Here is a 26,928-nt window from a genome sequence, read left to right as displayed (position 1 = left end):
GTTCTATTCCGGGCGGTCAATCACATAAACGTCAGCAGCCAAACGAGGCGGACTACCCCCGCCCGTCCACGGTCGGGCGCCAGACCAGCAGCCTGCGCTCAACCAGCGTCACCCCGAAGTCGATCAGGATGACGAAGGCCGACAACACGAACATGCCGGCGAACACGCCCGCGACGTCGAAGATGCCTTCGGCCTGCTGGATCAGATAGCCGAGCCCTGCCGCCGATCCCAGATATTCGCCGACGACCGCACCGACCACGGCGAAGCCGACCGAGGTGTGCAGCGAGGAGAACATCCACGACAGCGCCGACGGCCAATAGACGTGCTGCATCAATTGCCGCTCGCTCATGCCGAGCATGCGGCCATTGTCGAGCACGGTGCGGCTGACTTCCTTGACGCCCTGATAGACGTTGAAGAACACGATGAAGAACACCAGCGTCACGCCGAGCGCGACCTTGGACCAGATGCCGAGGCCCAGCCACAGCGCGAAGATCGGCGCAAGCACGACGCGGGGCAGCGCGTTGACCATCTTGACGTAAGGGTCGAACACTGCGGCAACCAGCGGCTGGCGCGCGAACCAGAAGCCGACCAGCACGCCGCCGAGCGATCCGATCACGAACGCCAGAATCGATTCCGTCAACGTGATGCCGAGATGCTTCCAAATCACGCCGGACGAGAACCATTTGACGATCTGGCTGAACACGTCGACCGGGTTGGAGAAGAAGAACGGCGGCAACAGGATTTTTCCGAACACCGGCACGGTCGCAAAGAGCTGCCACAGTGCGAGGCAGACGACCGCGACCAGGACCTGCAGCGCAAGCAGCGTCACGCGCGACATCAGATCGCCTCCGCCGCTTGGGTCGATTGCGCGTAGCCCTTCATCACCTCGTCCTTGAGCACGCTCCAGATCTCGCGGTGGAGCGCATGGAACTCCTTATCCAGCCGCACCTCGAAAATATCGCGCGGGCGCGGCAAGCTCACGCGCCAGTCGCCGATGATGCGCGAGGACGGCCCCGCCGACATGATCACGACGCGGTCGGCGAGCGCGATCGCCTCTTCGAGATCATGGGTCACGAACAGCACGGCCTTGCGGTCGGCATTCCAGAGGTCGAGCAGCAGATTGCCCATCACCTGGCGGGTCTGCGCATCGAGCGGCCCGAACGGCTCGTCCATCAGGAGTATCTTTGGGTCGCGGATCAGCACCTGTGCCAGCGCCACGCGCTTGCGCTGGCCGCCCGAGAGCATGTGCGGATAACGGTTGGCGAAGGCGCCGAGGCCGACGGAAGTCAGCCATTTTTGCGCGCGTTGCAGCGCCTCGGCGCGGGGCGTGCCCGCGATCTCGAGCCCGATCGCAACATTGTCGAGCGCGGTCTTCCAGGGGAACAGCGCATCGGCCTGGAACAGGTAGCCGGCGTCCCGGTTCAGCCCCGCGAGCGGCCGGTCGAAAATCTTGATGCTGCCGGCGGCGGGCTTGAGCAGGCCGGCCGCGACGTTGAGCAGGGTCGATTTCCCGCAGCCGGTCGGCCCGACGATGGCGACGAACTCGCCCTGCGCGACCGAAAGATGGGCCTTCTCCACCGCCGTATAGACCCGGTCGTCCCCCAGCCGGAACGCGACTTTGGCGTCTTCCAGCGCCACTGCCGTGGGCGTCGTCATGTATTCCCTCCGAACTTGGCCCGATGCCTTAGCCGCTCGCGCGGCCAAGTTCAATCGAGCCGCCAAGCGTGCTACGCATGGGTCCTGCCGTGCTCTTACCCTCCCCTGGAGGGGGAGGGTCGGCTCGCATGAGCGCAGCGAAATGTGAGACGGGGTGGGGTGACAGTCTCTCCTTTGAGGCAGTCCCCGCGTGGAGAGGTCACCCCACCCCGCTTCGCACTCCGCGCCGCTACATGCGAAGCGACCCTCCCCCCTCCAGGGGAGGGTAAGAGAGTGAGCCCCGCCCAATGCCTTCCAGGCCGATGATTGGCTATTCCCGCGTCAGCAAGAACTTCGGCTCACTCACGGCCGTCGACGATGTGTCGCTCGACATCGCCGAGGGCGAATTTCTGGCCATCGTCGGCGGCTCCGGCTCCGGCAAGACCACGCTGCTGCGGCTCGCCAACCGGCTGATCGAGGCCGATGCCGGCACGATCACGGTCGAGGGCGAGGATGTGCAAGCCGTCGATCCGGTCGCGCTGCGGCGCCGGATCGGCTACGTCTTCCAGAGCGGCGGGCTGTTTCCGCACCTGAGCGTCGCCGACAATATCGGGATCACGCCAAGGCTGCTGGGCGCACCGGCAGCGGACATCACCGCGCGGGTCGACGAGCTGCTCGAGCTCGTGCAACTCGACCGTCGCGCGCATCGCGATCGCCTGCCCGAGGCGCTCTCCGGCGGCCAGCGCCAGCGCGTCGGGGTGGCGCGGGCGCTCGCGGCACGGCCCCGCATCGTGCTGATGGACGAGCCGTTCGGCGCGCTCGATCCCCTCACCCGCGATGCGCTCGGCGAGGATTTTCGCGAACTGCACCGCAAGCTCGGCCTGACCACGGTCATGATCACCCACGACATGACGGAGGCGATCCTGCTCGCCGACCGCATCGCGGTGATGCGCAGCGGAGAGCTGCTGGCGCAGGGCACGCCCGCGGAGCTCTCGACGAGCGGCGACGCCTATGTGCTGGAGCTGCTGCGCACGCCGCGGCGCCAGGTCGAGCGGCTGAACGCGCTGCTGCCACAAAGCGGTGCGGCATGAGCCTGTTCGCCGATCCGCGCTGGGGCGAGGCGCTGTCGCATCTGCCCGACTATCTCGGCAACCATGTTCGGGTCAGCCTCGCCGCGCTCGCGCTTGGCCTTGCCGTCAGCCTGCCGCTGGCGATCCTGACCCGCAACCGCCCGGCGCCGCGCGCTATCCTGCTCGCGCTCGCAAGCATCGTGCAGACGGTGCCCGGCTTGGCGCTGCTCGCGCTGTTCTATCYGCTGCTGCTGCTGGTCGCGTCCGTGACACTCGCCTGGTTCGGAATCTCCTTCTCGGCTTTCGGCTTCCTGCCGGCGATGCTGGCGCTTGCGCTCTATTCGATGCTGCCGGTGCTGCGCAACGGCATCACGGGCCTCAACGGCATCGATCCCGCGCTGATCGAAGCCGCCAAAGGCGTCGGCATGACCGCGCGGCAGTCGCTCATCATGGTCGAGCTGCCGCTGGCGCTGCCGGTGATGATGGCCGGCATCCGCACCGCGGCGGTGTGGGTGATCGGCACCGCGACCCTGTCAACGCCGATCGGGCAGACCAGCCTCGGCAATTATATTTTTGCCGGGCTTCAGACCCAGAACTGGGTGTTCGTGCTGTTCGGCTGCTTTGCCTCGGCCCTGCTCGCGCTCGCCGTCGATCAGCTGCTCGGCCTGATCGAGAGCGGCTTGCGCCACCGCAGCCGCCTGCCTGCCGCGCTCGGCGGCATCGGGATCGCGGCGCTGGTCCTCGCAACGCTGGTGCCGACGATGGGACGCTCGTCGCAGAGCTATGTCGTCGGCGCCAAGACGTTCGCCGAGCAATATGTGCTGTCGGCCCTGCTGAGGGATCGCCTCCAGGCCGCCGGTCTCCCCGCGACCGCGCGGTCGGGTCTCGGCTCCAGCGTGATCTTCGAGGCGCTCAAGGCCGGCGACATTGATCTCTATGTCGATTATTCCGGCACGCTGTGGGCCAACCAGCTGCACCGCACGGACATCAAGCCGCGCGCGGAGTTGTTGGCGGAGCTCAAGACAGCGCTCGCAAAGGACCATATCACCCTGCTCGGCGAGCTCGGCTTCGAGAACGCCTATGCGCTGGTGATGCCGAAGAAGCGCGCCGAGGCGCTCGGCATCCGCACCATCGCCGATCTCGCCGCGCATGCACCGGCGCTGTCCATCGCCGGCGACTACGAGTTCTTCTCGCGCCCCGAATGGGCGGCGCTGCAAAAATCCTATGGCCTCTCGTTCCGCGCCCAGCGCCAGATGCAGCCGGATTTCATGTATGCGGCCGTCGCCAGCGGCGAGGTCGACGTGATCGCCGGCTACACCAGCGACGGACTGATTGCAAAGTACGATCTCGTCGTGCTCGACGATCCCAGGCACGCGATCCCGCCCTACGACGCGGTCCTGCTGCTGGCGCCGAAGCGGGCCGGCGATGAGCGACTACGGGCCGCGCTCGGGCCGCTGCTCGGCAAGATCGACATCGCCACAATGCGCGAGGCCAATTTACGCGCCAGCGGCAACGACGCGAATTCATCGCCGGATGCGGTGGCGAAGTGGCTTTGGGAGAAGGTGGGCAAGCGGTAGGCCCGGATTTCGTAGGGTGGGCAAAGGCGCGTAAGCGCCGTGCCCACCGTCTCTCAACACGAGCAACGGGATGGTGGGCACGCTTCGCTTTGCCCACCCTACGATCTGGGTCTGCGTAGCGATCAGCGCTACAGCCCCCGGATGATCCCGGCATTGATCAGCAGCCGGTTGAGCCGCCGCGCCTCGGCGCCGTCCTTGCAGCCGTAGAAGATGCCTTTGCAGCGGAGCATGATCTGCTTCTGCTCGGCAAAGGAGGGATCGAGCGGAATGCCGGCGGCTTCCTGGATCACCAGCGGGAGATAGGGGCCGTCGACCGTGTCCATCACGGCCTCGCTCTTCACCGGCTCGAAATTGATGGCGTCGATCGCGTAATAGGTCGCGTAGAGACGCGGATCGTAAGCGTCGAGCTTCTTGCCGAGGGCGCCCTCGTCGAGCCCGGGCTCGAGGAGGTTCGGTGCAAACTCGGGCTGATGATCGCCGTAGCGCACGATCAGGAAGGGCTCGCCGGGAAAATTCTTCTTCAGGCCCGCGACAAACGCTCTGTACTGCTCGGCGCTCATCGCCTGCCGGCGCAGATATTCGTCGATGGACGCCACATTATTGCCCGGCGCGCGCCAGTTCGGCAGCAGATCGGGGCGGAAGCGCGTCTCCCAGGGGAAATGATTGGCGCCGAGATAGATGAAAGTGAACAGCGGCTTGTTCGGCGGCTGCTGGCCCATCAGCTGGAGCGCCTTGTCGTAGAAAAAGGAGTCCGGCTCGACGTCCTTGGCGCCGAGATCCTTCGAGTCGAGGAAGCGTTCGACGCCGGTCGTCACCTGAAAGCTGCGCGCGCCCATGAAGCCGCCATAGGCGGGATAGAGCGATAGCGTGTCATAGCCGCAGCGGCGCAGCGCCAGCGGCAGGCCGCGCTCGACGCGGTTTGAGGCGATGCGCGTCACGAAATAGGCGAAGCGGCCGAACGAGCGCGAGGAGAGGCCAGCGAGCACGTTGTATTCGGTGAACCAGCTCGGCCCGCCATTGCTCTCGGCCAGGAACGTGCGCTGCTTGCCGTCAAAGGATTTGAAATGATCGCCATAGCGCGGCGGCACCTTGATGCCCTGGGCAGCGCGAATGTCGAAGCTCGATTCATCATGGACCATGATGATGTTCGGCCGGCGGCCCGCGGGGTGGCAGGCATCCACCAGCGGCATGTTGAGCCGCTCGTTGGTCGAGGCGGCCGACTCCATGAAGCCGTATTGCGCGAAGTCGGAGACCGCGCTGACGCCGGAGCGGAAGAATTTCGAGAGATAGCCGTCATCGTAATAGCCGCGCCAGGCCTCGTCCGGATGATAGAGCGAATAGCCGACCAGTGCGGCAAGACAGGCGAGCGTGGACGCGAACGCCGGCAGGCGGCGGATGCGAAACGGATCGAGCCACCACAGCGCATACATCAGCGGCAGCGTGACGAGGCCGGCCCCGATCACCGACCAGCGCAGGTTCGGGAATATCGTGAACAGGAACGCCACGGTGTCGCGGTCGATCATCATCAGGTCGATGAAGTTGACCGTCATCTGCACGACGTCGTGCTTGAGACGCGACAGCAGCACCAGCACGACGACCATGGTCAGCGACAGCGCACCCGACAGTGCCGGCCGCCGCAAGAGCGTGATCCAGAAGAAATTGAGGATGCCCCAAGCGAGCACGAACGAAAGCCGCGAACCGAAATCGGTCTCGGTCTCGTACATGAGCGCGAGGGCGGCAAGATGCGGCGCGGCAACCGCAAGCAGGCGCCAGATGCCGAGCGCGGCAACGCTCGCCAGCACGGCGGTGGTGGCAGAAGGACCTGGATTCGGCGCGGACGCCATCGACGGCACGCAACTTCTGGTCCGGCGCGATGAATACCCAGCCGTCGGGCCGGCCTGCGGCGTTCGGCGCAGCCGGAAGCCTGCACCGTGTCATAAAACTGTAATTGAATGGTCACGGACAAGCAACGCGTGTCGCGGTCCGACCTTCGCTTAATGTTAGCAGGCGGCGAACAGCCGCACGGCCAACTCCATCCCCTCACCCCGAGGAGCCTGCGAAGCAGGCGTCTCGAAGGGCGAGGCCCGAGTGGGCCTGCATGGTTCGAGACGGCGCTACGCGCCTCCTCGCCATGAGGGTCAGTCAGTTCAGGAGCCGCGGCCCGGCTTCGCGATCCCCGCGATAAACAGGTCGATCACCCCTTCCGCCATCCGCTCGGTCTCGCCCTCCTCCACCCCCCAGCGCGGAAAGTGGCCGTCAAGATTCATCCGGGCAAAGCCGTAGACCAGGGCGCGGCCGGCGATCTGGATGCGCTTGAGATCGACCGATCGCAGCAGACCCTGCTCCGCCGCGTCTGCCAGCATCCGTTCGGTCAGGGCGATCAGCTCGGCATTGTCGCGTGTCAGCTCCGCGGAACTGCCATGAGCGAAGTAGCGCCCCGTCGAGATGATCTCGAAATGCGCGGGGTTGCGCATCGCCCAGCGCAGGTAAGCGAGCCCGAAGGCGCGGAAGCGGCCGAGCGGGTCGGTGGCCGGCGCCTGGTCCAGCGCCACCTCGATCTCGGCGCGAAAGCGCCGCTGCGCCTCCCCGGCCACCGCCGCCATCAGCGCGTCGCGGTTGGGGAAGTGCCGGAACGGCGCCCCCGGCGAAACCGCGGCCCGGCGTGCGGCCTCGCGCACCGAGACTTCGGCACCCTCCGCCGCCAGTTGCAACGCAGCATCGATCAGCACGCGGCGGAGGTCACCGTGATGATAGGGCCGGGCTTCTGGCGTTTGGCGGCGGGCGCGCGGCTTGGACGGCTGTCGGGCGGGCATGGCGCTTCCTAGCATCACCTCAACGTGAATGTAAGCATCGATTACACCGTTGACGACTTCGTCAGCCTGAAATGTAATCGATGCTTACATTAAGGAGGAGACCGCCATGTCACAACGCCAAAACTGGTTCGAGGGCTGGCGGCTGCTCGCCGTGCTCACCCTGAGCCTGATCGCGCTCAGCCTGTGGATCGCGTCGATGCGGCAGTTCGAGGTCGAGGGCGTACGGATGGTGATCCGTTTCACGGCGCGAAGCTCGCTGCTGCTGTTCTGCCTTGCCTTCAGTGCTGCGGCGCTCGCACGGCTGTGGCCTAACGCCTGGACCCGCTGGCAGCGCCGCAACCGTCGCTATCTGGGCTTGAGCTTTGCGGCCTCCCACGCCATCCACGCAGGCGCGATCGTTGCCTTCGCCAAAATGGACCCGGCCGGCTTTGTGGAGGCGACTTCGGCCGCGTCCTACATCTTCGGCGGCATCGGCTATGCATTCATCATCGCCATGAGCGCGACCTCGTTCGACCGCACCGCCGCGCTGCTCGGACCGCAGGCCTGGCGCGTGCTGCACCTCGTGGGCGGCTATTACCTCTGGTTCCAGTTCATGGTGTCGTTCGGCAAGCGCGTGCAGGCGATGCCGCTCCATGCCGCCTTCCTCATTCCGTTGTTCGCCGTGATGGCGCTGCGGCTGATCGCGATGGCCGCCCACCCCCGCCGACGGACGGCCGAAGCGAGCTGAACGTCGATCAGCCCTGCGGCAGGAACCCCAGGCGCTTTGCGATGATGCGATCAACCGTCCGTTTCGGCAGCAATGCGCCGACCAGATGGCGCAACGGATCCGGCGTGATCTGGTAGCGCACCTTGGGGCTCGCGGCGGTCAGCGCCTCGAACACGATTTCGGCGATCCGCTCGGCCGGCAGGCCCGTCGCACCGAGGTCCATCATGAACGCCATGACCTTGTTCAGCGCCGGCAGATAGGGCGAGTTCTGGTAGACGGAGAGATCGATCTCTTCGGCCTTGCTCCAGATCGGCGTCTTCACTGCGCCTGGGGCGACGATGATGACGTCGATCCCGAACAGCATCAGCTCACGCCGCAGGCTCTCCGACAGGCCTTCGATGGCGTGCTTGGAGGTGCAGTAAGGCGCCGACAGCGGATTGCCGTTCTTGCCGGCGACCGAGCTGATCATCACGATCCGCCCCTTCGGCCCCTTCAGCGATGGGTCCGCGCCGAGCAGTGGCCCAAAGGCTTGCGTCGCGATGACCGGGCCGATGACGTTGATGTCCATCTGGCGGCGGAAATCGTCGACCGACAATTCCAGGACCGGCCCCGCGACCGCAATGCCGGCATTGTTGACGAGCCCCGCCAGCGTGTCGCCAGCCAGCGCCTCGCGAACCTGGCGCGCAGCGGCGAGCACGGCGGCCTCGTCGGTAACGTCGAACAGGAGCGGCGTGAAGTTCGCGCCGAACTCACCCCTGAGCCGGTCGGCGTCGGCCTGCTTGCGGACGCTGCCGAAGACGCGGTAGCCGCGCCCGATCAGAAATTTCGCAATGGCCCAGCCGATGCCGGTGGACGCGCCGGTGACGACGACAGATCGCATAGACCCCTCCCCCTCAAGTTCCCGCGATCATGGAGAGAAGGATGTGTCAGCGCAATGCCACCAACGCTCAAAGGGACGTCGCGGGTGTCGATTCTTAAGATGAAGCGGCGCGCGAACTTCGCGACATGAGATTGATTGCGCCCTGAAGATGCAGATGAAGATCCGAATCCTCGATCTTGAAGACGCTGGGCTTTTGGCGATCGCGAGCTTCTGGAGAAGTTATGAAAACGACGCGAGACCAAGAATGTGGTTTAAGCGTCAGTTCTTCGCGCTCAGAGGGCATGTCAGCTCGCGAAGAATTTGAATGAAGCCGCAATGCTTCGCGCGAGATGAAAGGAGCGAGACCGCCGTTCGCGATCTCGCTCCGATGTAGTCGAGAAGGTTTAAAATTTGGTTTGGCGAGCGAAGCTTGTGTTTCGCTCGTCATTCCGGGGCGCGACGAGGTCGCGAACCCGGAATGACGGCGCAGCCGTCAGTTCTTGCTCTTGTCGACCAGCGCGCCCTTCTTGATCCAAGGCATCATGTCGCGGAGCTTCGCGCCGACTTCCTCGATCGGATGCGCGGCGAGCTTGGCGCGGGTCGCCTTGAACGAGGTCTGGTTGACCTTGTTCTCAAGCATCCAGTCGCGGGCGAACTTGCCGCCCTGGATGTCGGCGAGAACGCGCTTCATCTCGGCCTTGGTCTCCGCGGTGACGATGCGCGGACCGGTGACGTACTCGCCGTACTCCGCGGTGTTGGAGATCGAGTAGTTCATGTTGGCGATGCCGCCTTCATAGATCAGGTCGACGATCAGCTTCACTTCGTGCAGGCACTCGAAATAGGCCATCTCCGGGGCGTAACCGGCTTCGACCAGGGTCTCGTAGCCGGCCTTGATCAGCTCGACCAGGCCGCCGCAGAGCACGACCTGCTCGCCGAACAGGTCGGTCTCGCACTCTTCCTTGAAGGTGGTCTCGATGATGCCGGCACGACCGCCGCCGACGGCGGAGGCGTAGGAGAGGCCGAGGTCATGGGCGTTGCCCGAGACGTCCTTGGCGATCGCGATCAGGCAGGGCACGCCGCCGCCGCGCTGATATTCCGAACGCACGGTGTGGCCGGGGCCCTTCGGCGCGATCATGAGCACGTCGAGGTCGGCGCGCGGGTCGAGCAGGTTGAAGTGGACGTTGAGGCCGTGCGCGAACACGAGGGCGGCGCCCTTCTTCATGTTGTCGTGCAGGTGCTCGCGATAAATGTCGCCCTGGAGCTCGTCCGGGGTCAGCATCATGACGAGGTCGGCCCATTTGGCGGCTTCGGCGACTTCCATCACCTTGAAGCCGGCGGCTTCCGCCTTCTTGACCGAGCCCGAGTCCTTGCGCAGCGCAATGGCGACGTCCTTGACGCCGGAGTCCTTGAGGTTGAGCGCATGGGCGTGGCCCTGGCTGCCATAGCCGACGATGGCGACCTTCTTGCCCTTGATCAGGTTCAGGTCGGCGTCGCGATCGTAATAAACACGCATAGTCGTTTCCTCGTTCAGGGCCAGAATCGGCCAAAGGTCAGTGTCCGAAGGGTGAAATTTGCGGATTTCGGGGGCTGTCTAGAGCATTTTCAGCCCCTAGGGAAACCCGTTTCTGCATGGAAATCCGCGACATCATGCATCCATGAAAACGGGGTAGAGGGAGGCGAGCAGCAGGAGCGCCATCACGATATTGAAGGCGCGGACCAGCCGCTCCGAGGTCAGTACCGGTCGTAGTGCAGTGCCGAACAGGGCCCAGACCACCGTCGAGACCGTGCCGACGAGCAGGCTGATCAGGGTCTGGATCGCGATGTTCAGGGGGAATTGGGCGATGGCGGCATAGGCGGTGATGGTGCCGATCACAATCACCCAGCCCTTGGCGTTGATCCACTGGAACATCGCCGCGCCCCAGAAGGTCATCGGGCCGCGGCCGTCCTCCTCGCCCCGCTTGGCCGGCCCCGAGAAGGCGATCACCGCGGCGAGGTAAATCAAGTAGGCGGCGCCGGCATATTTCAGGATGGTCTGGAGGATCGGATAGGCCAGAAACACCGTGCCGAGCCCGAGGCCGACGGCGCCGACCATGAAGGCGAAGCCGATCGTGATGCCGGCGATATGCGGGATGGTGCGGCGGAACCCGTAAGTCAGTCCCGACGACAGCAGCATGATGTTGTTCGGCCCCGGCGTGAAGAACATCACGAGGGCGAAGATGATGAAGGCATAGAGCAGCGACTGGGACATGCTCACCTCACGCGGTCTTCGGCAGCGGCTGCGGGCGTCTCGCCAGCACCATCACCGCGATGCCGCCGATGACCGTCAGCATCCCGGCCAGCCGCAACGGGCCGAACTTCTCGCCAAACACGATGCTGGAAGCAGCCGAGCCGACGAACGGCACCAGCAGCGCGAACGGCACCACTTGCGCTGCGGGATAGTCACGCAGCAGCCGGCCCCACAGCCAATAGGCGATGCTGGTCGAGATGGCGCCGATCGCCAGCAGGCAGACGAGGCCAGTCGGCGACATATGGATCAGCGACTGGAAGGTCGGCGCCGGCCCGTTGACGACCAGCGCCAGCGCGAACAGCGGCACGGCGGCGGTCAGGCAGAGCCAGGCGAACAGGTCGAACATCGGCGCGCCACGGGCGCCGCGCAGCAGGAGATTGCCGACGGCAAAGCAAATCGGGGCGATCATCAGCACCGCGAAGGCACCAACGCTGAAATCGTAACCGACGGTACCGCAGATCAAGAGCAGGCCGACTGCGGCGACGACGATGCCAAGGGTCTGCACCGGCGTCGGCCGCTCGCCGAATGCGATCGCGGCAAAGCCGATGGTGAACAGCGCCTGGCTCTGCACGACGACGCTGGTGAGCCCCACCGGCACACCGTGCGCGATGCCATAGGCTTGGCTCAGGAACTGGCCGAGGAACAGCGTAAAGCTGATCGCGATCAGCAGCGACCAGGCGATCTTCGGCTTGGGAATGAACAGGCACGGCACCGCGGCAATGGTGAAGCGCATCGCCGTCATCAGCTCCGGCGAAAGTTCGTCGAGCGCGATCCGGCTCGCCACGAAGGCAAGCCCCCAGATGACCGCCACCAGAATGGCGATGAGGATATCGGCCGGCTTCATTGTTGTTCTCGGTTCTGCTTTGTCGTGCAGCCCTGTTTGTTGTTCTGTTCTAGCCTTGCTCGCCGGCTTTCGGTTTCCGCAGCAGATAAGTACCGTGCATGGGCGCGTGGTAATCGACCGAGACCAGCGTGAAGCCGACATCGGTCAGCAACCGCTCCATCACCCAGCCGAAGGTGGAATATTCGTCGCGCATGTGCGTGACGACGCTTTCGCGCGAAAAATCGTGGTTCTTGATATGGAAGTCGGCCCATTGCTCGACGTCGCGCTCGATGGCGTCGGGCATCGAGGCGTAGACGATGTCGCGCAGATAGAAGCTCGCGCCCGGCTTCAATGCACGGTAGATCCGCGACATCGCCACCGCCTTCCAGAAATCCGGCAGATGGTGCAGCGTGAACTCGCTGACGATCAGATCGTAGGATTCCGGGCGGTAGGCGAAGCTGAGCAAGCCGGCGGACTGTGTGCGCACGGGCGCCTTACGGTCGCGGGCGTAGATCTCGGCGAGCGCCAGCATCGCCGGCGAGATATCGATGGCGTCCACCTCGGCACCCATCAGCGCCGCTTCGGTCGCGAGCACGCCGTTGCCACAGCCGATATCCGCGATGCGCCAGCCGCGCTGCACCCCGAGCATTTTCAGCGCGGCGCGCGCCCGCAGATCGGCATCGTCATGGGCGTCGTAGATCGAGGCCACTGCGGGCTCGATTCCCATCCGGTTGCGCTCGTTATAGTACCAGTCGCGCGCCAGCATGGCTCACATCCCCTCAGGCCCGCGGCCAATCGCGGCAACGCCGRTGCGCGACACCTCGACAAGGCCGAGCGGGCGCATCAGGTCGATAAACTGGTTGATCTTGTCCGTATTGCCTGTGATCTCGAACACAAAGCTCTCGGTGGTGGCATCGATCACGCGGGCGCGGAACGCATCCGCCAGCCGCAGCGCCTCGACACGATGCTCGCCCTGCCCGCGCACCTTCACCATCGCAAGCTCGCGCTCGATCGAGCGCTTGGTCAGGGTCATGTCGACGACACGATAGACCGGGATCATGCGGTCGAGCTGGTGCTTGATCTGCTCGATCACCATCGGCGTGCCCGTGGTGACGATGGTGATGCGCGACAGGTGCTTCTGGCTCTCGGTCTCCGAGACGGTGAGACTTTCGATGTTGTAGCCGCGCCCGGAGAACAGCCCGATGACGCGCGCGAGCACGCCCGGCTCGTTCTGCACGAGCACCGAGAGCGTATGCGTCTCGTTGGGATCGTGGCGGTCCTCGATGAAATAGGCGGATGCCGGCTGGTTCATGGTCGTCCCCTCTTGTCTCTCCGTCACGCCATCGCTGGCGCCTCTGCCCCGACCCAACTGCGGAACAGATCGAAATCGATATTGCCGCCGGACAGCACGAGACCGACGCGCTTGCCTGACAGCTTGGTCTTTTCCTGAAGCGCCGCGGCGAGCGCGGCGGCGCCGGCGCCTTCGGCGAGATTGTGCGTGTCGGTCCAGTAGGCGCGGATCGCGGCGGCGACCTCGTCGTCGGAAATCTGCACGATGCGCGCGGCACCCTTGCGGATCAGCGCGAACGCGTCTGCGTCGGGAATGCGCGTTGCCATGCCGTCGGCCAGCGTGTTGCTGGTCTTCGTCGTCACGACCTTGCCGGCCGCGAACGACAGCGCGTAGGACGGCGCTTCGGTCGACTRCACGCCGACGATCTCGGTCTTCAGGCCGAGCAGGTCACGCGCCATGATGCAGCCGGAGATGCCAGAGCCCTGCCCGATCGRCACATAGAGAACATCGAGATCCGGCGCCGTCCGGAACAGTTCGAGCGCATAGGTGGCGACGCCGAGCACGAGATCCGGATGGAACGACGGCACCATGTGCAGGCCGGTAAATTGGGCGCGCCGCTGCGCCTCTTCGGCGGCCGCCTGAAAGTCCTCGCCATGCTCGACGAGCTCGGCGCCAAACGCCTTCATCGCGCGGTTCTTCTCGACCGAGTTGCCGCGCGGCACGTAAATCACTGCCGGCACGCCGTGACGGCTCGCGGCAAAGGCCAGGCTCTGGCCGTGATTGCCGCGCGTCGCCGAGATGATGCCCGGAATGTTCGGCCGCTCGCGCTTCAGCCGTTCGAGATAGACGAGACCCCCGCGCACCTTGAAGGCGCCGATCGGCGTGTGGTTCTCGTGCTTGACGATGACCTGCGTCCCGAGGCGCTCGGCGAGCAGCGGCCAGCCGCGTGCCGGCGTCGCCGGCACCGCCTGCCCCACGATCGCATGTGCGCGCTCGAGCTCCGTCAGGTCGAACATGACGTCACACCAGCGCCTTGCCGCCGGCGAACGCCTTTGCCGTGGCTTCGTCGTTGGCCTGCTCGGGCAACAGCATCTCGTTGTGCGCCTTGCCGGAGGGGATCATCGGGAAGCAGTTTTCGAGCGCCGCGACGCGGCAGTCGAACAGCACCGGACGCTTGACCGAGATCATCTCCTGGATGGCGCCGTCGAGATCAGAGGGCTTGTGCACCTGGATGCCGACGCCGCCATAGGCTTCGGCGAGCTTGACGAAATCCGGCAACGCCTCCGAATAGGAATGCGATAGCCGGTTGCCGTGCAGCAGCTGCTGCCATTGCCGCACCATGCCCATGTACTGGTTGTTCAGGATGAAGATCTTGATCGGCAATTCGTACTGAACCGCCGTCGACATCTCCTGCATCGTCATCTGCACCGAGGCATCGCCCGCGATGTCGATGACGAGGCTGTCGGGATGGGCAACCTGCACGCCGACCGCGGCCGGCAGGCCGTAGCCCATGGTGCCGAGACCACCGGACGTCATCCAGCGATGCGGCTCCTCGAAGCCGAAGAACTGCGCCGCCCACATCTGGTGCTGGCCGACTTCCGTCGTGATGTAAGTGTCCTTGCCGCGTGTCGCCTCGAACAGGCTCTGGATCGCGTGCTGCGGCAGGATCACGTCGTTGCTCTTCTTGTAATAGAGCGAGTTGCGGGCGCGCCACTGCGCGATCTGCTGCCACCAGGCTTTGATGTCGGGCTTCTTCGCTTCCGCCTTGAACACCTGGAGGATGTCGCCGAGGATGTTGCCGCAGTCGCCGATGATCGGCACGTCGACACGGATGTTCTTGTTGATCGAGGACGGATCGATGTCGATGTGGATCTTCTTCGAGCCCGGCGAGAACGCATCGACGCGGCCGGTGATGCGGTCGTCGAAGCGCGCGCCGACGCACAGCATGACGTCGCAATCATGCATGGTCATGTTGGCTTCATAGGTGCCGTGCATGCCGAGCATGCCGAGCCAGTTCTTGCCCGACGCCGGATAGGCACCCAGGCCCATCAGCGTGGAGGTGATCGGGAAGCCGGTGACCTCGACCAGCTCGCGCAGGAGCTTGGTCGCCTCGGGGCCGGAATTGATCACGCCGCCACCGCTGTAGATCACCGGGCGCTTGGCATTGGCGAGCAGCGACACGGCCTTGCGGATCTGCGTCGCGTCGCCCTTCACGCGCGGCGCGTACGAGCGGTGCACGTCCGACTTGCGCGGCGGATGATAGGTGCCGGTCGCGAACTGCACGTCCTTGGGCACGTCGACGAGCACCGGGCCGGGACGGCCGGAGGTCGCGACATAGAAGGCCTCGTGCAGCACCTTGGCGAGATCGTTGACGTCGCGCACCAGCCAATTGTGCTTGGTGCAGGGCCGCGTGATGCCGACCGTGTCGCACTCCTGGAACGCGTCGTTGCCGATCAGATGCGTCGGCACCTGGCCGGAGATGCAGACCAGCGGAATCGAGTCCATCAGCGCGTCGGTCAGCGGCGTCACCATGTTGGTGGCGCCGGGACCGGAGGTCACCAGCGCAACGCCCGGCTTGCCGGTCGAGCGCGCATAGCCCTCGGCGGCGTGGCCCGCGCCCTGCTCGTGCCGGACCAGGATGTGCTGGACCTCGCTCTGCTGGAAGATCTCGTCATAGATCGGAAGCACGGCGCCACCGGGATAGCCGAAAATGTCGGTCACGCCATGATCGATGAGCGCGCGAACGATCATCGCGGCGCCGGTCATCTGGTTCGGATCGTGGCTCTTGTCGCTCATTGTCTTGCTCCGGATGCGCTGTTGTCAGCGGCTTCGTTCGTGTCGGGTTCGGGAAATAAAAAAGGCCCCGAAGAGGGCCCATGCACACCGCCTGTCTTGTGGATGGCAGCTAGCCACCCCCGGCGGTGTGCCTGGGTACGACGGCGATAAGGAGTTTGGTAATAATGTTACGCATGGCAGGTGCCCGGCTTCCCAAAGGTTGCGCGAAACATAACGGTCAAAGCCCGGATGTCAAGGCAATGCGACCGTTCCCGCGCGATTTTGGCAATGTAGCGGTGTTCCCAGGGTTCGGCGAGAGGTAAATTCGGGAACCCGGGTACAAAAGCGCGTCAGCGGAGGTCCCGCTCCGCATTCACGATGGCGGCAAGCCACCCCCTCGCCTCCTCCGGCTTCACCCATTCGAACTCGGGCAGTTGGTGCCGGAACCAGGTGAATTGCCGCTTGGCGTAGTGGCGGGTGTCGGCGCGACCGATCGTGGCCGCCTCGTCCAGGCCGATCTCACCGCGCAGATGCCGGATCAGGGCCGGCACGCCATGGGCTTTCATCGCCGGCAGCAGCGGATCGAGATGTCTGGCGGCGAGCCACTCCACCTCCCTCAACGCGCCGGCACCGAGCATGGCATCGAAACGGGCATCGATGCGGGCATAGAGCTCGTCGCGCTCGGGGGCGAGAAACACCGCGCGAAAACTGTCCTTGGGCAGCAGCGGCGGCTGGCCTTCATGGTGCCAGTCGAGCAGCGAACGGCCCGTCGCTTCGACCACTTCGAGCGCGCGCGCGATCCGGGTGCGGTCGCGCAGGTTCAATCGTTCGGCGGCGCGCGGATCACGGCGTGCAAGTTCCTCATGCAGCGCCTCGACGCCGTTCCGCTCCAGCCGCGCGCGCACGTCCTCACGTATTTCGGCGGGAATAGGCGGCACCACGGAGAGGCCCGCCGTCAGCGCCTTGAAATAAAGGCCCGTGCCGCCGATGAAGATCGGCAGGCGGCCTTCGGCTTTCGCCTCGTCCAGCGCCTTCGTCGCGTCGACCACCCATGCGCCGGCCGAGAAATTCACGGCCGCATCGACGTGGCCGTAGAGACGGTGCGGCGCGCGTCCTTCCTCGCCATGTGTGGGGCGCGCGGTGATGATGCGGAGGTCACGATAGACCTGCATGGAATCGGCATTGATGACGATTCCGCCCGTACTCAGGGCAAGCTCGAGCGCCAGCGCCGACTTGCCGCTGGCGGTCGGGCCTGCGATAAGCACGGCCTTGCCAACATGTCTTCTGCTGACTTGTCCCTCGCTCACGAAAACCTCAAATGTCCCTCGTCGCCACGCTGATCTGCAATCCCGACAATCCCGCGCTCGACAGCACCATCGTCGACGGCGCCCGCGCCGTGCTGCCCCAGGCGCAACCTGCGCACTGGCTGTTTGACGGGGTTGCGGTCGACATTCCCTTCGGCGCGCAGGATAACCTCCAAGGCGACCGTCACGCCATCGAACAGCGGTTGCGCGAGCTTCGCGGCGACCTTCCCATCGACATCGTGGTGCAGCCAGTCGGCTTCCGGCGCAAGAAGCTTTTTCTCGCCGACATGGATTCCACCATGATCGGCCAGGAATGCATCGACGAGCTCGCCGATCTCGTCGGAATGAAGGCCCACGTGGCGGCGATTACGGAACGCGCGATGCGCGGCGAGATCGAGTTCGAGCCAGCGCTGCGCGAGCGCGTCGCGCTGCTGAAGGACCTTCCCGCCAGCGTGGTCGACGAGGTGCTGGCCAAGCGCATCACGTTGACGCCGGGCGGCCGCGAACTGGTCGCGACCATGCGCGCCCACGGCGCCTATACCTGTCTCGTCTCCGGCGGCTTCACGCTGTTCACGCGCGCGGTCGCCGCCAAGATCGGCTTCCAGGAGAACCGCGCCAACGAGCTCGTCGTCCGCGACGGCAAGTTCACCGGCGAGGTCAAGGAGCCGATTTTGGGCCGCGCGGCAAAGCTCGCGACGCTGGTGGATCTGATGGAGTCGTTCGATCTCGACGACATCGACTCGGTCGTGGTCGGCGATGGCGCCAACGATCTCGCGATGATCCAGGCGGCGGGCCTGGGCGTGGCGTATCACGCCAAGCCAGCGGTCGCGGCTGCGGCTGCCGCGCGGATCGACCATGGCGATCTCACCGCGCTGCTCTATGCTCAGGGGTATCGGCGGGACGAGTTCGTGGAGGCTTAGCCTCTCCCGTCGTCAGCACTTGCGGCACGCCCAGCGGCCGTAGGGTGGGCAAAGGCGCTTGCGCCGTGCCCACCACTCTTGTCGCGATGGTGGAAAGATGGTGGGCACGCTTCGCTTTGCCCACCCTACTGGATTGTGCGGCGACTACTGCACGCTCAACGCCACAAACCGCAGCTCGCCGTCGGCGTTGGAGACGAGCAGCAGCACAGACTTCTTGCCGTCCTTCTTGAGCTGGTCGACCCGCTTCTGGATGTCGGCGCCGCTGGAGACGGCCTCCTGCGCGACCTCGACGATGACGTCGCCGGCGGAGAGGCGCTTCTCGGCAGCATCCGAATTGGCGTCGACATTGGTGACGACCACGCCCTTGACGCTGTCCTTGATCTTGTAGCGCGTGCGCAAATCCTTGCTGAGCGCGGCAAGATCGAGACCGAGCGCCTTCTGCGTCACCGGCTTCTCGGGCGCCGGCTCGTCGGTCTTGACCGCGGCCTGCACCTTGTCGGGATCCTGGAGACGGCCGAGCGTGACCTTCTTGGTCTCCTCCTGGCCCTTGCGGATGATGACGACATCGACTTCCTTGCCGACCGCCGTGTCGGCGACGACGCGGGAGAGATCCTTGGGATCCTTGACGTCCTTGCCGTCGAACTTGACGACGACGTCGCCGGGCTCGATGCCGGCGGGCTTGGCCGGGCCCTTGTCATCGACGCCGGCGACCAGCGCGCCGCGCGCGGGCTTGATGTTGAGGCTCTCGGCGATCTCGTCGGTGACGCTCTGGATGCGCACGCCGAGCCAGCCGCGGCGCAGTTCGCCGAACTGGCGGAGCTGATCGACCACGGCGACAACCGTCTTCGAGGGCACGGCAAAGCCGATGCCGATCGAGCCGCCGGAGGGCGAGATGATCAGCGTGTTGACGCCGATGACGTCGCCATCGAGGTTGAACAGCGGACCGCCGGAATTGCCGCGGTTGATGGAAGCGTCGGTCTGGATATAGCTGTCATACGGCCCCGAGGAGATGTCGCGGTTCTTGGCCGAGACGATACCGGCCGTCACCGTGCCGCCGAGGCTGAACGGATTGCCAATCGCGATCACCCAGTCGCCGAGGCGCAACTTGTCGGAGTCGCCGAACTTTACCGCCACCAGCGGCTTCGGCGGCTTGATCTTCAGCACGGCGAGGTCGGTCTTCTTGTCGACGCCAACCAGGTCGGCCTTGATCTTGGTGCCGTCGTTGAGGATGACGTTGATCTCGTCGGCGTCCGCGATGACGTGGTTGTTGGTGACGACGACGCCAGCGGTGTCGATGATGAAGCCGGAGCCGAGCGAGTTGGTCTTGCGGGGCGGGTTGTCACCGCGCTCGCCGCCCTTGCTGCCGCCGCCGGGGCCGCGGCGGTTCTTGAAGAAGTCGTCGAAGAACTCCTCGAAGGGCGAGCCGGGCGGCAGTTGCGGCATGGTGTTGCTGCCGCCGCCGCCGCCCTTGGCTTCGACGGTCTGCGAGGTCGAGATGTTGACGACCGCGTCGATCACCTTCTCGGCGACGTCGGCGATCCCGTCCGGGCCACGCGCAAGGGCCGGCGTGCCGAACGCGCTGAATGCACTGACGGCGAGCGCGGCCAGCCCTAAGCGCAAGCGGGTCGGGGCAATGGTGGCAGCGGTCATTGGTATCTCCAGAGAAAAGGATCAGGCGCCAAGGATTCGCCCCCAAGACTGCGCTCGAACGGGGGGACGGCGCAAGCGCGGAGCTTAACGGGCCTCAAGACCCGGATAATACGGCGAAAACCAGTTTCTCGCCTTCACTTTGGCGTTGGCGTGACGCCTAAATCGGACGGCGCATAACCCAGATCAAGACCAGGCCGGCCACGGCCGAACCGATCCCAACCGCCCGCAGGATATTGTCCGGCGTGGCGATGGCGCTTTTCATGGCCTTGCGCATCCAGTTCGGACTTGCCGCGAACATCAAGCCTTCCAGCACGAACAGGATGCCTAAGCCGATGAGGAAGTCGGCGAACGCAATGGACCTCATCGGAATGGAACCTCCCGTAGTGCTGTTCTTGTCTGGACGAAGGGCGGCAGAACTGCCGCCCTCTGTCTAGCTCACGGCTTCGCCGGCGTCTCGGTTGCCGTCTTGCCGGACGGGTTACCAAAGAACCGGAAGAAATCCGAGTCCGGCCGCAGCAGGAAGCGGGTGTCGTTCGCGCGCAGCCCGTTCTCATAGGCCGTCATCGACCGGTAGAAGGCGAAGAAGTCGGCGTCCTTGCCGTAGGCTTCCGCGAACAGGCGGTTGCGCTCGGCGTCGCCGACGCCGCGGATCTGCTCGGCCTGCGATTTGGCTTCCGCCTCGATCACGGTCGCCTCGCGGTCGGCCTTGGAGCGGATCTCCTGTGCCTTCTGGCCGCCCTGCGCACGGAACTCGGCGGCTTCGCGCTCGCGCTCGGTCTTCATGCGCTGGTAGACCGCCTGGCTGTTCTGCTCCGGCAGGTCGGCGCGGCGGATCCGGACGTCGACGACCTGGATACCGTAGCCGTCGGCCTCGCGATCGAGCTGGTCGCGGATGCGCTGCATCAGCTTCTCGCGGTCGTCGCGCACCACGTTGATGAAGGTGACCTCGCCGAGCACGCGGCGCAGCGCCGCGTTCAGGAGCGTGGTGAGCTGGATGTTGGCGGCCTGGATCGAGCCGACGCTCTGGTAGAAGCGCAGCGCGTCCTTGATGCGGTAACGCGCGAAGGCGTCGACCACGAGCCGCTTCTGGTCGGACGCGATCGCTTCCTGCGACGGGTTCTCCAGATCGAGGATCCGCTTGTCGATGTTGATCACCGAATTCCACGGCGCCTTGAAGTGCAGGCCGGGCGCGGTGACGACGTCGACGGGACGGCCGAACTGCAGCACGATGGTCTGCTCGGTCTGTTGCACCGTGAACAGCGACATGTAGCCGACGATCACGACGAGCAGGAGGGCGAGCAGCGTGACGATACCTGTGACCGGAGACCTCATCGGTTGCCTCCGCTCGACTGCTGACCGGTGGTAGGCGGCCGCTTGGTCGTCAACTCACTGAGCGGCAGATAGGGCACAACGCCCTGGCCCGAGGGGCCGCCGTCATAGACGAGCTTGTCGGCGCCGCCGAGCACGCGCTCCATCGTCTCAAGATAGATCCGTTCACGCGTCACGTCGGGCGCCTTCTTGTATTCCTCGTAAACCTTCAGGAAGCGCGAGCTCTGGCCCTTGGCCTCGGCGACCGTCTGCTCCCTGTAGCCTTCGGCGGCCTGCGTGATCTGCGCCGCACGTCCGCGTGCCTGCGGCACGACCTGGTTGGCGTAGGTCTGCGCCTCGTTCTGCAACTGCTCGAGATTGGCGCGCGCCGCCTGGACGTCGCGGAACGCGTCGATCACCTGCGCCGGCGGGTCGACCTTCTGCATCTGCACCTGGCTGATGAGAATACCGGCGCCGTAGCTGTCCAAGGTCCTCTGGATCAACTCCTGCACGCCCTGTTCGGTAACGTTGCGCGCACCGGTCAGGATCGGCTGGATCTGCGAGCGGCCGATCACCTCGCGCATCGCGCTCTCGGAGACCGCCTTCACGGTGCCTTCGGGATTCTGGATGTTGAAGAGGAAGTCGCCGACGCCGTCCGGCTTGATGCGCCAGAGCACGGTGAAGTCGACGTCGACGATATTCTCGTCGCCGGTCAGCATCAGGCTCTCTTCCGGCACGTCACGAATGGAGCGGCCGCGTCGTGCCGGATCGTCGATCAGCGTCATGCCTATGGAGATCGTGTTGACGCGCAACGCCTTCGGCAGCAGCACGGTTTCGATCGGATAGGGCAGATGATAGTTCAGACCCGGCTGCACGGTGCGRACATGCTTGCCGAAGCGCAGCACGACGCCGAGCTCTTCGGATTGCACCCGGAAGAAGCCCGACAGCAGCCAGAACGCGATGATGAGCAGGACGATCAGCGTGATGCCGATGCCGGAGAAATAGCCGCCCGGCATGATCTGCTGGAGGCGGTCCTGGCCGCGCCGCAGAAGGTCTTCCAGATCCGGCGGCCTTGGCCCGACCGGTTGCGGGCCGTTGCCCCATGGTCCCTTCGGACCCGAGCCCCATGGGCCACCGCCCTGATTCTTCCACGGCATTCGACGCTCTCCTCGGCAGGGTGAAAATCGCCCCCGCCCGCTTTGTCCGGTCCGGCTTTATAGGGGACAGGCAAGTCCCTTACAACGCGGCCCGGGCTGTCCTTCGAGCTATGCTCGGGCACGAAAAAGTCAATGTAAACATTGACGAATGCGGTTAATTGCCCGCCCGCCGACGATATGTCACATAGGAGTAGTCGGCGCTGTCGTCGGGGCCGGCAGGATGCCGGATGCGCCCAACCTCATCCCACTCTGCCTTGTCGATGTCGAAATGCGTGTCGCCTTCGGGACGCGCATGCACTTCGGTGATTTCGAGGCGATCGGCGCGATCGAGCCATTGCCGATAGATCTCGGCGCCACCGATCACCGCGATCTCGGCGACCGAACGCCGCAGGGCATCGCCAAGCGCAACCGCGCCCGCATCGGCAGCCGATGTCGTGACGATGGCGCCATTGGCGCGATAATCCGCATCGCGCGTGATGACGATGTTGGTACGGCCAGGAAGCGGCCGGCGCAGGGTTTCGAAGGTCTTGCGGCCCATGATCACGGGCTTGCCGATCGTGAGCGCCTTGAAGCGCGCCATGTCGGATTTCAATCGCCACGGGAACCCGTTGCCGGCGCCGATGACGCCGTTCTCCGCGATCGCGACGACGAAGATGATCTCCATCAGGACGCGCTCCCTGCAAGTCGTGTCAGCGCGGGGCCGGTGACGCGGCACAGCGTCCAGTCGTCCATCATGACGGCGCCGAGCGATTTGTAGAACGCGATCGACGGCGCATTCCAGTCGAGCACCGCCCATTGCAGCCGCGACCAGCCGTTGTCGACGCACTCCCTGGCGAGATAGACCAGCAGCGCCTTGCCAAGGCCCTTGCCCCGATGCGACGGCCGCACATAGAGATCTTCGAGATAGATGCCGTGACGGCCGCTGAAAGTGGAGAAATTGACGAACCAGACCGCAAAGCCGACCGGCTCGCCGTTCCACTCGGCAATCGCGCAATAGAGCTGCGGACGCTCGCCCAACAGCGCTTCCGCAATCATCGCCTCGGTCGCCTCGACTTCGTGCGAAAGCTTTTCGTATTCGGCAAGCTCGCGGATGAGAGCAAGAACCAGCCCGGCTTCACCGGCGCGCACGCGGCGGATGGTCAACGACATCTGCGCTAGACCGCGACTTCCGCCTTGATGTGCGGATGCGGATCGTAGCCGACGAGCTCGAAATCCTCGTAACGGAAGGAGAAGATGTCCTTCACATCAGGATTGATCCGCATCACCGGCAGCGTCCGCGGCGCACGCGTGAGCTGGAGCTTCGCCTGCTCCAGGTGATTGGAATAAAGATGGGTGTCGCCGAGCGAATGCACGAAGTCGCCGGGCTTCAATCCCGTGACCTGCGCCACCATCATGGTGAGCAGCGCGTAGGAAGCGATATTGAAGGGCACGCCGAGGAAGACGTCGGCCGAGCGCTGATAGAGCTGGCACGACAATTTGCCGTTGGCGACATAGAACTGGAAAAGCAGGTGGCAGGGCGGCAGCGCCATCTTCTCGACGTCGGCGGGATTCCAGGCGGTGACGATCAGCCGGCGAGAATCCGGGGTGCGCTTGATCATGTCGATGACATTGGCGATCTGGTCGATGCTGTGCCCGTCGGCCGTGGGCCAGGAACGCCATTGATGGCCATAGACCGGCCCGAGATCGCCATTGGCATCGGCCCACTCGTCCCAGATGGTGACGCCGTTGTCGCGCAGATATTTGATGTTGGTGTCGCCCTTCAGGAACCACAACAGCTCATGCACGATCGCCTTCAGCGGCAGCCGCTTGGTGGTCAGCATCGGGAAGCCGGCAGACAGGTTGAAGCGCATCTGATGGCCGAACACCGACAGCGTGCCGGTGCCGGTCCGGTCGGTCTTCTCGGCGCCGTCTGAAAGAATCCGCTCGAGCAGGTCCTGATACTGGTGCATGTGCCATTGAGCCTTTGGGGAGGCGGCGAACTTAACGGCGCGCCCCGCGCTACGACAGCAGCGATTCGCTGTTTAACCCCATTATACCCCGAAAAGTGACTGTTCCCGGTGCAAACAACAAGGGGCGGAACTTGCGTCCCGCCCCTCGCCTATCGGCTTGAAAGTGCTCGTTAAGTTGCCGGCTTGAGCACCGGGGTCCACTTCGCGATCTCGTTCTTGACGAGGGTCGCCAGCGCCTCCGGCGTCCGGTCCTTGGGACCCGGAATGACGCTACCGAGCTCGAGCAGGCGCTTCTTCACGGTCTCGTCGTCGAGCGCCTTGATGGCGGCGGCATTCAGGCTCGCAATGATCGCGGGCGAAGTTCCCTTCGGCGCGAACATCGCGTTCCAGGCCTGGGCCTGGAACGCAGGCAGGCCGGCCTCCGCCGTGGTCGGCACGTTCGGCAGCGACGGATTGCGCTCGGCCGTCGCGATCGCATAGGCCTTGATGGTGCCGGCATTGATCTGCGGCACCGCATTGACGATCTGGTCGCACATGTAGTCGACCTGTCCGGCCACCAGCGCATTCATCGCGGGGCCCGTGCCGTTGAAGGGCACGCCGACCGGCTTGATGTCGAGGATCGAGTGCAGGAGCTCGCAGGAGACGTGCGAGACCGAGCCGACGCCGGCATGCGCGGCATTGACCTTCTCGGCGTTCGCTTTCACGTAGGCGACGAACTCCTTGAGGTCTTTCGGCGGAAAGTCCTTGCGCGCCAGGATCAGGATCGGCGTGCCCGCGAGCAGCGCGACCGGCTCAAAATCCTTTTCGGGATGGTAGGCGAGTTTCGGATAGAGCGGCACGGAGGCGGCATGCGTGCCCATATGCCCGGTAATGAGCGTATAGCCGTCATTGGCCGCGCGCGCAGCGCGCGTGGTCGCGGTGGTGCCGCCGGCGCCGACCACGTTCTCGATGATGATGCTCTGTCCGAGCGTCTGCGCCATGTGCCCGGTGACGATGCGCGAAATCACGTCGGTCGGTCCGCCGGCCGCGAACGGCACGATCATGGTGATGCTGCGCGTCGGATAGGTCTGCGCCTCCGCCGGTGCGACAAAGCCGCACAACGATGCGAACGCTGCGGCACATGCGCCCGCAAGCGCGCGAATGGAAGTCATCTCGATCCCCTCGGACGTAAAACAAAAATGCCGGCCACAGGGCCGGCATTTTCATTTCACGAAGCGGTCACACAAGTCGATTCGACTTCCGAATGCGGCGTGCGGACGCAGGGCGCCGCGACGACGCAGGCGCGGTCAGTTCTCGGATTCGGTGAACACCTCGTCGCGCTTGGCGCGCAGCACGGGCAGGACCGTGAGGATCAGCAGAAACGCCGCGATCGCCAACAGCACCGCCGACAACGGACGCGTCAGGAACACGCTCCAGTCGCCGCGCGAGATCAGAAGCGCACGACGCAGGTTCTCTTCCATCAGCGGTCCGAGCACCATGCCGAGCAGCAGCGGCGCCGGCTCGAAATCGTGCTTGATCAGCCAGTAGCCGACCAGACCGAAGACGCCCGCGAGAATGACGTCGACCGGTGCGTTGTTCACCGAGTAAATGCCGATCGCGCAGAAGATCACGATCGAGGGGAACATCAGCCGGTAAGGCACGCGCAGCAGCCGCACCCAGATTCCGACGAGCGGCAGGTTGATGATGATCAGCATCAGATTGCCGATCCACATCGAGGCGATCATGCCCCAGACCAGATCCGGCTGCTTCTGCATGACCTGCGGGCCCGGCACGATGCCGTGGATGGTCATCGCGCCGACCATCAGCGCCATCACCGCGTTCGGCGGGATGCCGAGCGTCAGCAGCGGAATGAACGATGTCTGCGCCGCAGCGTTGTTGGCGCTTTCCGGCCCCGCCACGCCCTCGATCGCGCCGCGGCCAAACCGCGACGGGTTCTTGGCGAGCTTCTTCTCGAGCGTATAGGCCGCAAACGACGCGATGACCGCGCCGCCGCCGGGCAGGATGCCGAGGATCGAGCCGAGCACCGTGCCGCGCAGGATCGCAGGCGCCGAATCGACCAGGTCTTTCCTGGTCGGCATYAGGCCGGTGATCTTCTGCTGCACCAGATCGCGGTTCATCTCGGCGCCGGCGTCGAGGTTACGGATGATCTCGGCGAAGCCGAACACACCCATCGCTACCGTCGCGAAGCCGAGGCCGTCGGCGAGCTCCGGAATGTTGAAGGCCATGCGCGAGGCGCCGGTCTCGATGTCCGAGCCGACGATCGAGAGCAGCAGGCCGAACACGATCATCGCGATCGCCTTCAGCACCGAGCCTTTGGCCAGCACCACCGCGAAGATCAGGCCGAGCACCATCAGCGAGAAATACTCGGCCGGACCGAACGCCAGCGCGAGCTTCGTGAGCGGCGCGCCGAGGACGGCGATCAAAACGGTCGCAACGCAGCCGGCGAAGAACGAGCCGATCGCGGCGATCGCCAGCGCCGGGCCGGCACGGCCCTGCTTGGCCATCTGGTGGCCGTCGATGGCGGTGACGACCGATGTCGCCTCACCGGGTATGTTGACCAGGATCGACGTCGTCGAGCCGCCATACTGGGCGCCGTAATAGATGCCGGCGAGCATGATCAGCGCGCCGACCGGCGGCAGGCCGAAAGTGATCGGCAGCAGCATCGCGACCGTCGCGATGGTGCCGATGCCCGGCAACACGCCGACCAGCGTGCCCACGAGGGCACCAATCAGGCACATCAGCAGGTTGATCGGAGAGAACGCGACGGCAAAACCGTGAGCGAGGTTGGCAAAGAGCTCCATTAC

At 65.0% G+C, this 26,928-nt stretch carries 26 protein-coding genes; 4 read left to right on the top strand and 22 right to left on the bottom strand.

The window, feature by feature from the left end:
• Nucleotides 1-52 precede the first annotated feature (52 nt).
• Both AB4Z51_RS16120 and AB4Z51_RS16115 read right to left on the bottom strand, forming a co-directional pair.
• A complete protein-coding gene (locus AB4Z51_RS16120; RefSeq protein ID WP_063981635.1) occupies nt 53-838 on the bottom strand; it encodes an ABC transporter permease in 786 nt (261 codons plus the stop codon).
• A complete protein-coding gene (locus AB4Z51_RS16115; protein WP_014493075.1) occupies nt 838-1,656 on the bottom strand; it encodes an ABC transporter ATP-binding protein in 819 nt (272 codons plus the stop codon). Before AB4Z51_RS16115 ends, AB4Z51_RS16120 begins: the two co-directional genes overlap by 1 nt.
• A gap of 287 nt (nt 1,657-1,943) precedes the next feature.
• Between AB4Z51_RS16115 and AB4Z51_RS16110 the strand changes: the two genes are divergently transcribed.
• A complete protein-coding gene (locus AB4Z51_RS16110; RefSeq protein WP_085399718.1) occupies nt 1,944-2,726 on the top strand; it encodes an ATP-binding cassette domain-containing protein in 783 nt (260 codons plus the stop codon).
• The gene (locus AB4Z51_RS16105) at nt 2,723-4,282 is read left to right on the top strand and encodes a glycine betaine ABC transporter substrate-binding protein (protein WP_441497629.1); all 1,560 of its coding nucleotides are present in this window, start codon (nt 2,723-2,725) and stop codon (nt 4,280-4,282) included. Before AB4Z51_RS16110 ends, AB4Z51_RS16105 begins: the two co-directional genes overlap by 4 nt.
• Nucleotides 4,283-4,410: 128 nt before the next feature.
• Here AB4Z51_RS16105 and AB4Z51_RS16100 read toward each other — a convergent pair whose 3' ends face one another.
• Both AB4Z51_RS16100 and AB4Z51_RS16095 read right to left on the bottom strand, forming a co-directional pair.
• A complete protein-coding gene (locus AB4Z51_RS16100) occupies nt 4,411-6,126 on the bottom strand; it encodes a sulfatase-like hydrolase/transferase (protein WP_071910536.1) in 1,716 nt (571 codons plus the stop codon).
• Nucleotides 6,127-6,429: 303 nt separating this feature from the next.
• Nucleotides 6,430-7,095 carry a TetR/AcrR family transcriptional regulator gene (locus tag AB4Z51_RS16095; RefSeq protein ID WP_085399720.1) on the bottom strand — a complete coding sequence of 222 codons (666 nt, stop codon included), beginning with the start codon at nt 7,093-7,095 and terminating at the stop codon, nt 6,430-6,432.
• A gap of 106 nt (nt 7,096-7,201) precedes the next feature.
• Between AB4Z51_RS16095 and AB4Z51_RS16090 the strand changes: the two genes are divergently transcribed.
• On the top strand, nt 7,202-7,822 hold the full coding sequence (locus tag AB4Z51_RS16090; protein WP_135214121.1) for a hypothetical protein: 621 nt from the start codon (nt 7,202-7,204) through the stop codon (nt 7,820-7,822).
• A 7-nt stretch (nt 7,823-7,829) separates the two neighbouring features.
• Here AB4Z51_RS16090 and AB4Z51_RS16085 read toward each other — a convergent pair whose 3' ends face one another.
• The 9 genes from AB4Z51_RS16085 to miaA all read right to left on the bottom strand — a co-directional run bounded on the left by AB4Z51_RS16085 (nt 7,830) and on the right by miaA (nt 17,143).
• A complete protein-coding gene (locus AB4Z51_RS16085; protein WP_441497628.1) occupies nt 7,830-8,681 on the bottom strand; it encodes an SDR family oxidoreductase in 852 nt (283 codons plus the stop codon).
• Between the two features lie 472 nt (nt 8,682-9,153).
• The gene (gene ilvC / locus AB4Z51_RS16080) at nt 9,154-10,173 is read right to left on the bottom strand and encodes a ketol-acid reductoisomerase (protein ID WP_071910530.1); all 1,020 of its coding nucleotides are present in this window, start codon (nt 10,171-10,173) and stop codon (nt 9,154-9,156) included.
• A 132-nt stretch (nt 10,174-10,305) separates the two neighbouring features.
• Nucleotides 10,306-10,908 (bottom strand): LysE family translocator, encoded by a 603-nt coding sequence (locus AB4Z51_RS16075; protein ID WP_085399752.1) that lies wholly within the window; start codon nt 10,906-10,908, stop codon nt 10,306-10,308.
• Nucleotides 10,909-10,915: 7 nt separating this feature from the next.
• Nucleotides 10,916-11,791 (bottom strand): EamA family transporter, encoded by an 876-nt coding sequence (locus AB4Z51_RS16070; protein WP_085399723.1) that lies wholly within the window; start codon nt 11,789-11,791, stop codon nt 10,916-10,918.
• Between the two features lie 49 nt (nt 11,792-11,840).
• Complete coding sequence (locus tag AB4Z51_RS16065) at nt 11,841-12,536, bottom strand: class I SAM-dependent methyltransferase (protein ID WP_135214120.1); 696 nt, start codon at nt 12,534-12,536, stop codon at nt 11,841-11,843.
• A 3-nt stretch (nt 12,537-12,539) separates the two neighbouring features.
• Nucleotides 12,540-13,082: an acetolactate synthase small subunit gene (gene ilvN / locus AB4Z51_RS16060; protein WP_441497627.1), complete on the bottom strand. Its 543-nt coding sequence runs from the start codon at nt 13,080-13,082 to the stop codon at nt 12,540-12,542.
• Between the two features lie 23 nt (nt 13,083-13,105).
• On the bottom strand, nt 13,106-14,077 hold the full coding sequence (locus AB4Z51_RS16055; protein ID WP_441497626.1) for a threonine dehydratase: 972 nt from the start codon (nt 14,075-14,077) through the stop codon (nt 13,106-13,108).
• A gap of 4 nt (nt 14,078-14,081) precedes the next feature.
• Nucleotides 14,082-15,857 (bottom strand): acetolactate synthase 3 large subunit, encoded by a 1,776-nt coding sequence (locus AB4Z51_RS16050; protein WP_063981624.1) that lies wholly within the window; start codon nt 15,855-15,857, stop codon nt 14,082-14,084.
• 329 nt (nt 15,858-16,186) lie between these two features.
• Nucleotides 16,187-17,143 carry a tRNA (adenosine(37)-N6)-dimethylallyltransferase MiaA gene (gene miaA / locus AB4Z51_RS16045; protein ID WP_085399726.1) on the bottom strand — a complete coding sequence of 319 codons (957 nt, stop codon included), beginning with the start codon at nt 17,141-17,143 and terminating at the stop codon, nt 16,187-16,189.
• 11 nt (nt 17,144-17,154) lie between these two features.
• On the opposite strand from miaA, the gene serB reads away from it, so the two are divergent.
• Entirely contained in the window at nt 17,155-18,060 is a 906-nt protein-coding gene (gene serB / locus AB4Z51_RS16040) for a phosphoserine phosphatase SerB (protein ID WP_085399727.1), read from the top strand.
• Between the two features lie 144 nt (nt 18,061-18,204).
• Here the strand turns inward: serB and AB4Z51_RS16035 are convergent, their stop codons facing one another.
• The 9 genes from AB4Z51_RS16035 to AB4Z51_RS15995 all read right to left on the bottom strand — a co-directional run bounded on the left by AB4Z51_RS16035 (nt 18,205) and on the right by AB4Z51_RS15995 (nt 26,925).
• Nucleotides 18,205-19,710 (bottom strand): Do family serine endopeptidase, encoded by a 1,506-nt coding sequence (locus AB4Z51_RS16035; RefSeq protein ID WP_071910517.1) that lies wholly within the window; start codon nt 19,708-19,710, stop codon nt 18,205-18,207.
• Nucleotides 19,711-19,867: 157 nt separating this feature from the next.
• Complete coding sequence (locus tag AB4Z51_RS16030) at nt 19,868-20,074, bottom strand: DUF2065 domain-containing protein (RefSeq protein ID WP_025038031.1); 207 nt, start codon at nt 20,072-20,074, stop codon at nt 19,868-19,870.
• A gap of 71 nt (nt 20,075-20,145) precedes the next feature.
• Nucleotides 20,146-21,042 carry a protease modulator HflC gene (gene hflC, locus AB4Z51_RS16025; protein WP_063981620.1) on the bottom strand — a complete coding sequence of 299 codons (897 nt, stop codon included), beginning with the start codon at nt 21,040-21,042 and terminating at the stop codon, nt 20,146-20,148.
• The gene (gene hflK, locus AB4Z51_RS16020; RefSeq protein ID WP_063981619.1) at nt 21,039-22,175 is read right to left on the bottom strand and encodes an FtsH protease activity modulator HflK; all 1,137 of its coding nucleotides are present in this window, start codon (nt 22,173-22,175) and stop codon (nt 21,039-21,041) included. The genes hflC and hflK overlap by 4 nt, the downstream gene beginning before the upstream one ends.
• A 154-nt stretch (nt 22,176-22,329) precedes the next feature.
• On the bottom strand, nt 22,330-22,839 hold the full coding sequence (locus tag AB4Z51_RS16015; RefSeq protein ID WP_085399728.1) for a dihydrofolate reductase: 510 nt from the start codon (nt 22,837-22,839) through the stop codon (nt 22,330-22,332).
• Complete coding sequence (locus AB4Z51_RS16010; RefSeq protein WP_085399729.1) at nt 22,839-23,324, bottom strand: GNAT family N-acetyltransferase; 486 nt, start codon at nt 23,322-23,324, stop codon at nt 22,839-22,841. Before AB4Z51_RS16010 ends, AB4Z51_RS16015 begins: the two co-directional genes overlap by 1 nt.
• Nucleotides 23,325-23,329: 5 nt before the next feature.
• Complete coding sequence (locus AB4Z51_RS16005) at nt 23,330-24,124, bottom strand: thymidylate synthase (RefSeq protein WP_085399730.1); 795 nt, start codon at nt 24,122-24,124, stop codon at nt 23,330-23,332.
• A gap of 170 nt (nt 24,125-24,294) precedes the next feature.
• Entirely contained in the window at nt 24,295-25,275 is a 981-nt protein-coding gene (locus AB4Z51_RS16000; RefSeq protein WP_071910509.1) for a tripartite tricarboxylate transporter substrate binding protein BugD, read from the bottom strand.
• A gap of 135 nt (nt 25,276-25,410) precedes the next feature.
• Nucleotides 25,411-26,925 carry a tripartite tricarboxylate transporter permease gene (locus tag AB4Z51_RS15995; RefSeq protein ID WP_085399731.1) on the bottom strand — a complete coding sequence of 505 codons (1,515 nt, stop codon included), beginning with the start codon at nt 26,923-26,925 and terminating at the stop codon, nt 25,411-25,413.
• Nucleotides 26,926-26,928: the final 3 nt, after the last annotated feature.

The organism is Bradyrhizobium sp. 2TAF36 (genome assembly GCF_052114925.1).
Lineage (GTDB): Bacteria > Pseudomonadota > Alphaproteobacteria > Rhizobiales > Xanthobacteraceae > Bradyrhizobium > Bradyrhizobium barranii.
Note: the sequence above shows the minus strand (reverse complement) of the source record. Positions and strands in the feature narration are given on the sequence as shown.

What these genes read in the sequence shown, in the direction of transcription:
- AB4Z51_RS16075 (WP_085399752.1), bottom strand. Translation starts at nt 10,908, where the DNA reads ATGTCCCAGTCGCTGCTCTATGCCTTCATCATCTTCGCCCTCGTGATG.
- AB4Z51_RS16005 (WP_085399730.1), bottom strand. Translation starts at nt 24,124, where the DNA reads ATGCACCAGTATCAGGACCTGCTCGAGCGGATTCTTTCAGACGGCGCC.
- AB4Z51_RS16065 (WP_135214120.1), bottom strand. Translation starts at nt 12,536, where the DNA reads ATGCTGGCGCGCGACTGGTACTATAACGAGCGCAACCGGATGGGAATC.
- AB4Z51_RS16030 (WP_025038031.1), bottom strand. Translation starts at nt 20,074, where the DNA reads ATGAGGTCCATTGCGTTCGCCGACTTCCTCATCGGCTTAGGCATCCTG.
- AB4Z51_RS16120 (WP_063981635.1), bottom strand. Translation starts at nt 838, where the DNA reads ATGTCGCGCGTGACGCTGCTTGCGCTGCAGGTCCTGGTCGCGGTCGTC.
- AB4Z51_RS16085 (WP_441497628.1), bottom strand. Translation starts at nt 8,681, where the DNA reads ATGCGATCTGTCGTCGTCACCGGCGCGTCCACCGGCATCGGCTGGGCC.
- hflC (WP_063981620.1), bottom strand. Translation starts at nt 21,042, where the DNA reads ATGAGGTCTCCGGTCACAGGTATCGTCACGCTGCTCGCCCTCCTGCTC.
- AB4Z51_RS16035 (WP_071910517.1), bottom strand. Translation starts at nt 19,710, where the DNA reads ATGACCGCTGCCACCATTGCCCCGACCCGCTTGCGCTTAGGGCTGGCC.
- AB4Z51_RS16110 (WP_085399718.1), top strand. Translation starts at nt 1,944, where the DNA reads ATGCCTTCCAGGCCGATGATTGGCTATTCCCGCGTCAGCAAGAACTTC.
- AB4Z51_RS16010 (WP_085399729.1), bottom strand. Translation starts at nt 23,324, where the DNA reads ATGTCGTTGACCATCCGCCGCGTGCGCGCCGGTGAAGCCGGGCTGGTT.
- AB4Z51_RS16090 (WP_135214121.1), top strand. Translation starts at nt 7,202, where the DNA reads ATGTCACAACGCCAAAACTGGTTCGAGGGCTGGCGGCTGCTCGCCGTG.
- AB4Z51_RS16100 (WP_071910536.1), bottom strand. Translation starts at nt 6,126, where the DNA reads ATGGCGTCCGCGCCGAATCCAGGTCCTTCTGCCACCACCGCCGTGCTG.
- AB4Z51_RS16070 (WP_085399723.1), bottom strand. Translation starts at nt 11,791, where the DNA reads ATGAAGCCGGCCGATATCCTCATCGCCATTCTGGTGGCGGTCATCTGG.
- serB (WP_085399727.1), top strand. Translation starts at nt 17,155, where the DNA reads ATGTCCCTCGTCGCCACGCTGATCTGCAATCCCGACAATCCCGCGCTC.
- ilvC (WP_071910530.1), bottom strand. Translation starts at nt 10,173, where the DNA reads ATGCGTGTTTATTACGATCGCGACGCCGACCTGAACCTGATCAAGGGC.
- AB4Z51_RS16015 (WP_085399728.1), bottom strand. Translation starts at nt 22,839, where the DNA reads ATGGAGATCATCTTCGTCGTCGCGATCGCGGAGAACGGCGTCATCGGC.
- AB4Z51_RS16115 (WP_014493075.1), bottom strand. Translation starts at nt 1,656, where the DNA reads ATGACGACGCCCACGGCAGTGGCGCTGGAAGACGCCAAAGTCGCGTTC.
- AB4Z51_RS16095 (WP_085399720.1), bottom strand. Translation starts at nt 7,095, where the DNA reads ATGCCCGCCCGACAGCCGTCCAAGCCGCGCGCCCGCCGCCAAACGCCA.
- AB4Z51_RS16000 (WP_071910509.1), bottom strand. Translation starts at nt 25,275, where the DNA reads ATGACTTCCATTCGCGCGCTTGCGGGCGCATGTGCCGCAGCGTTCGCA.
- AB4Z51_RS16050 (WP_063981624.1), bottom strand. Translation starts at nt 15,857, where the DNA reads ATGAGCGACAAGAGCCACGATCCGAACCAGATGACCGGCGCCGCGATG.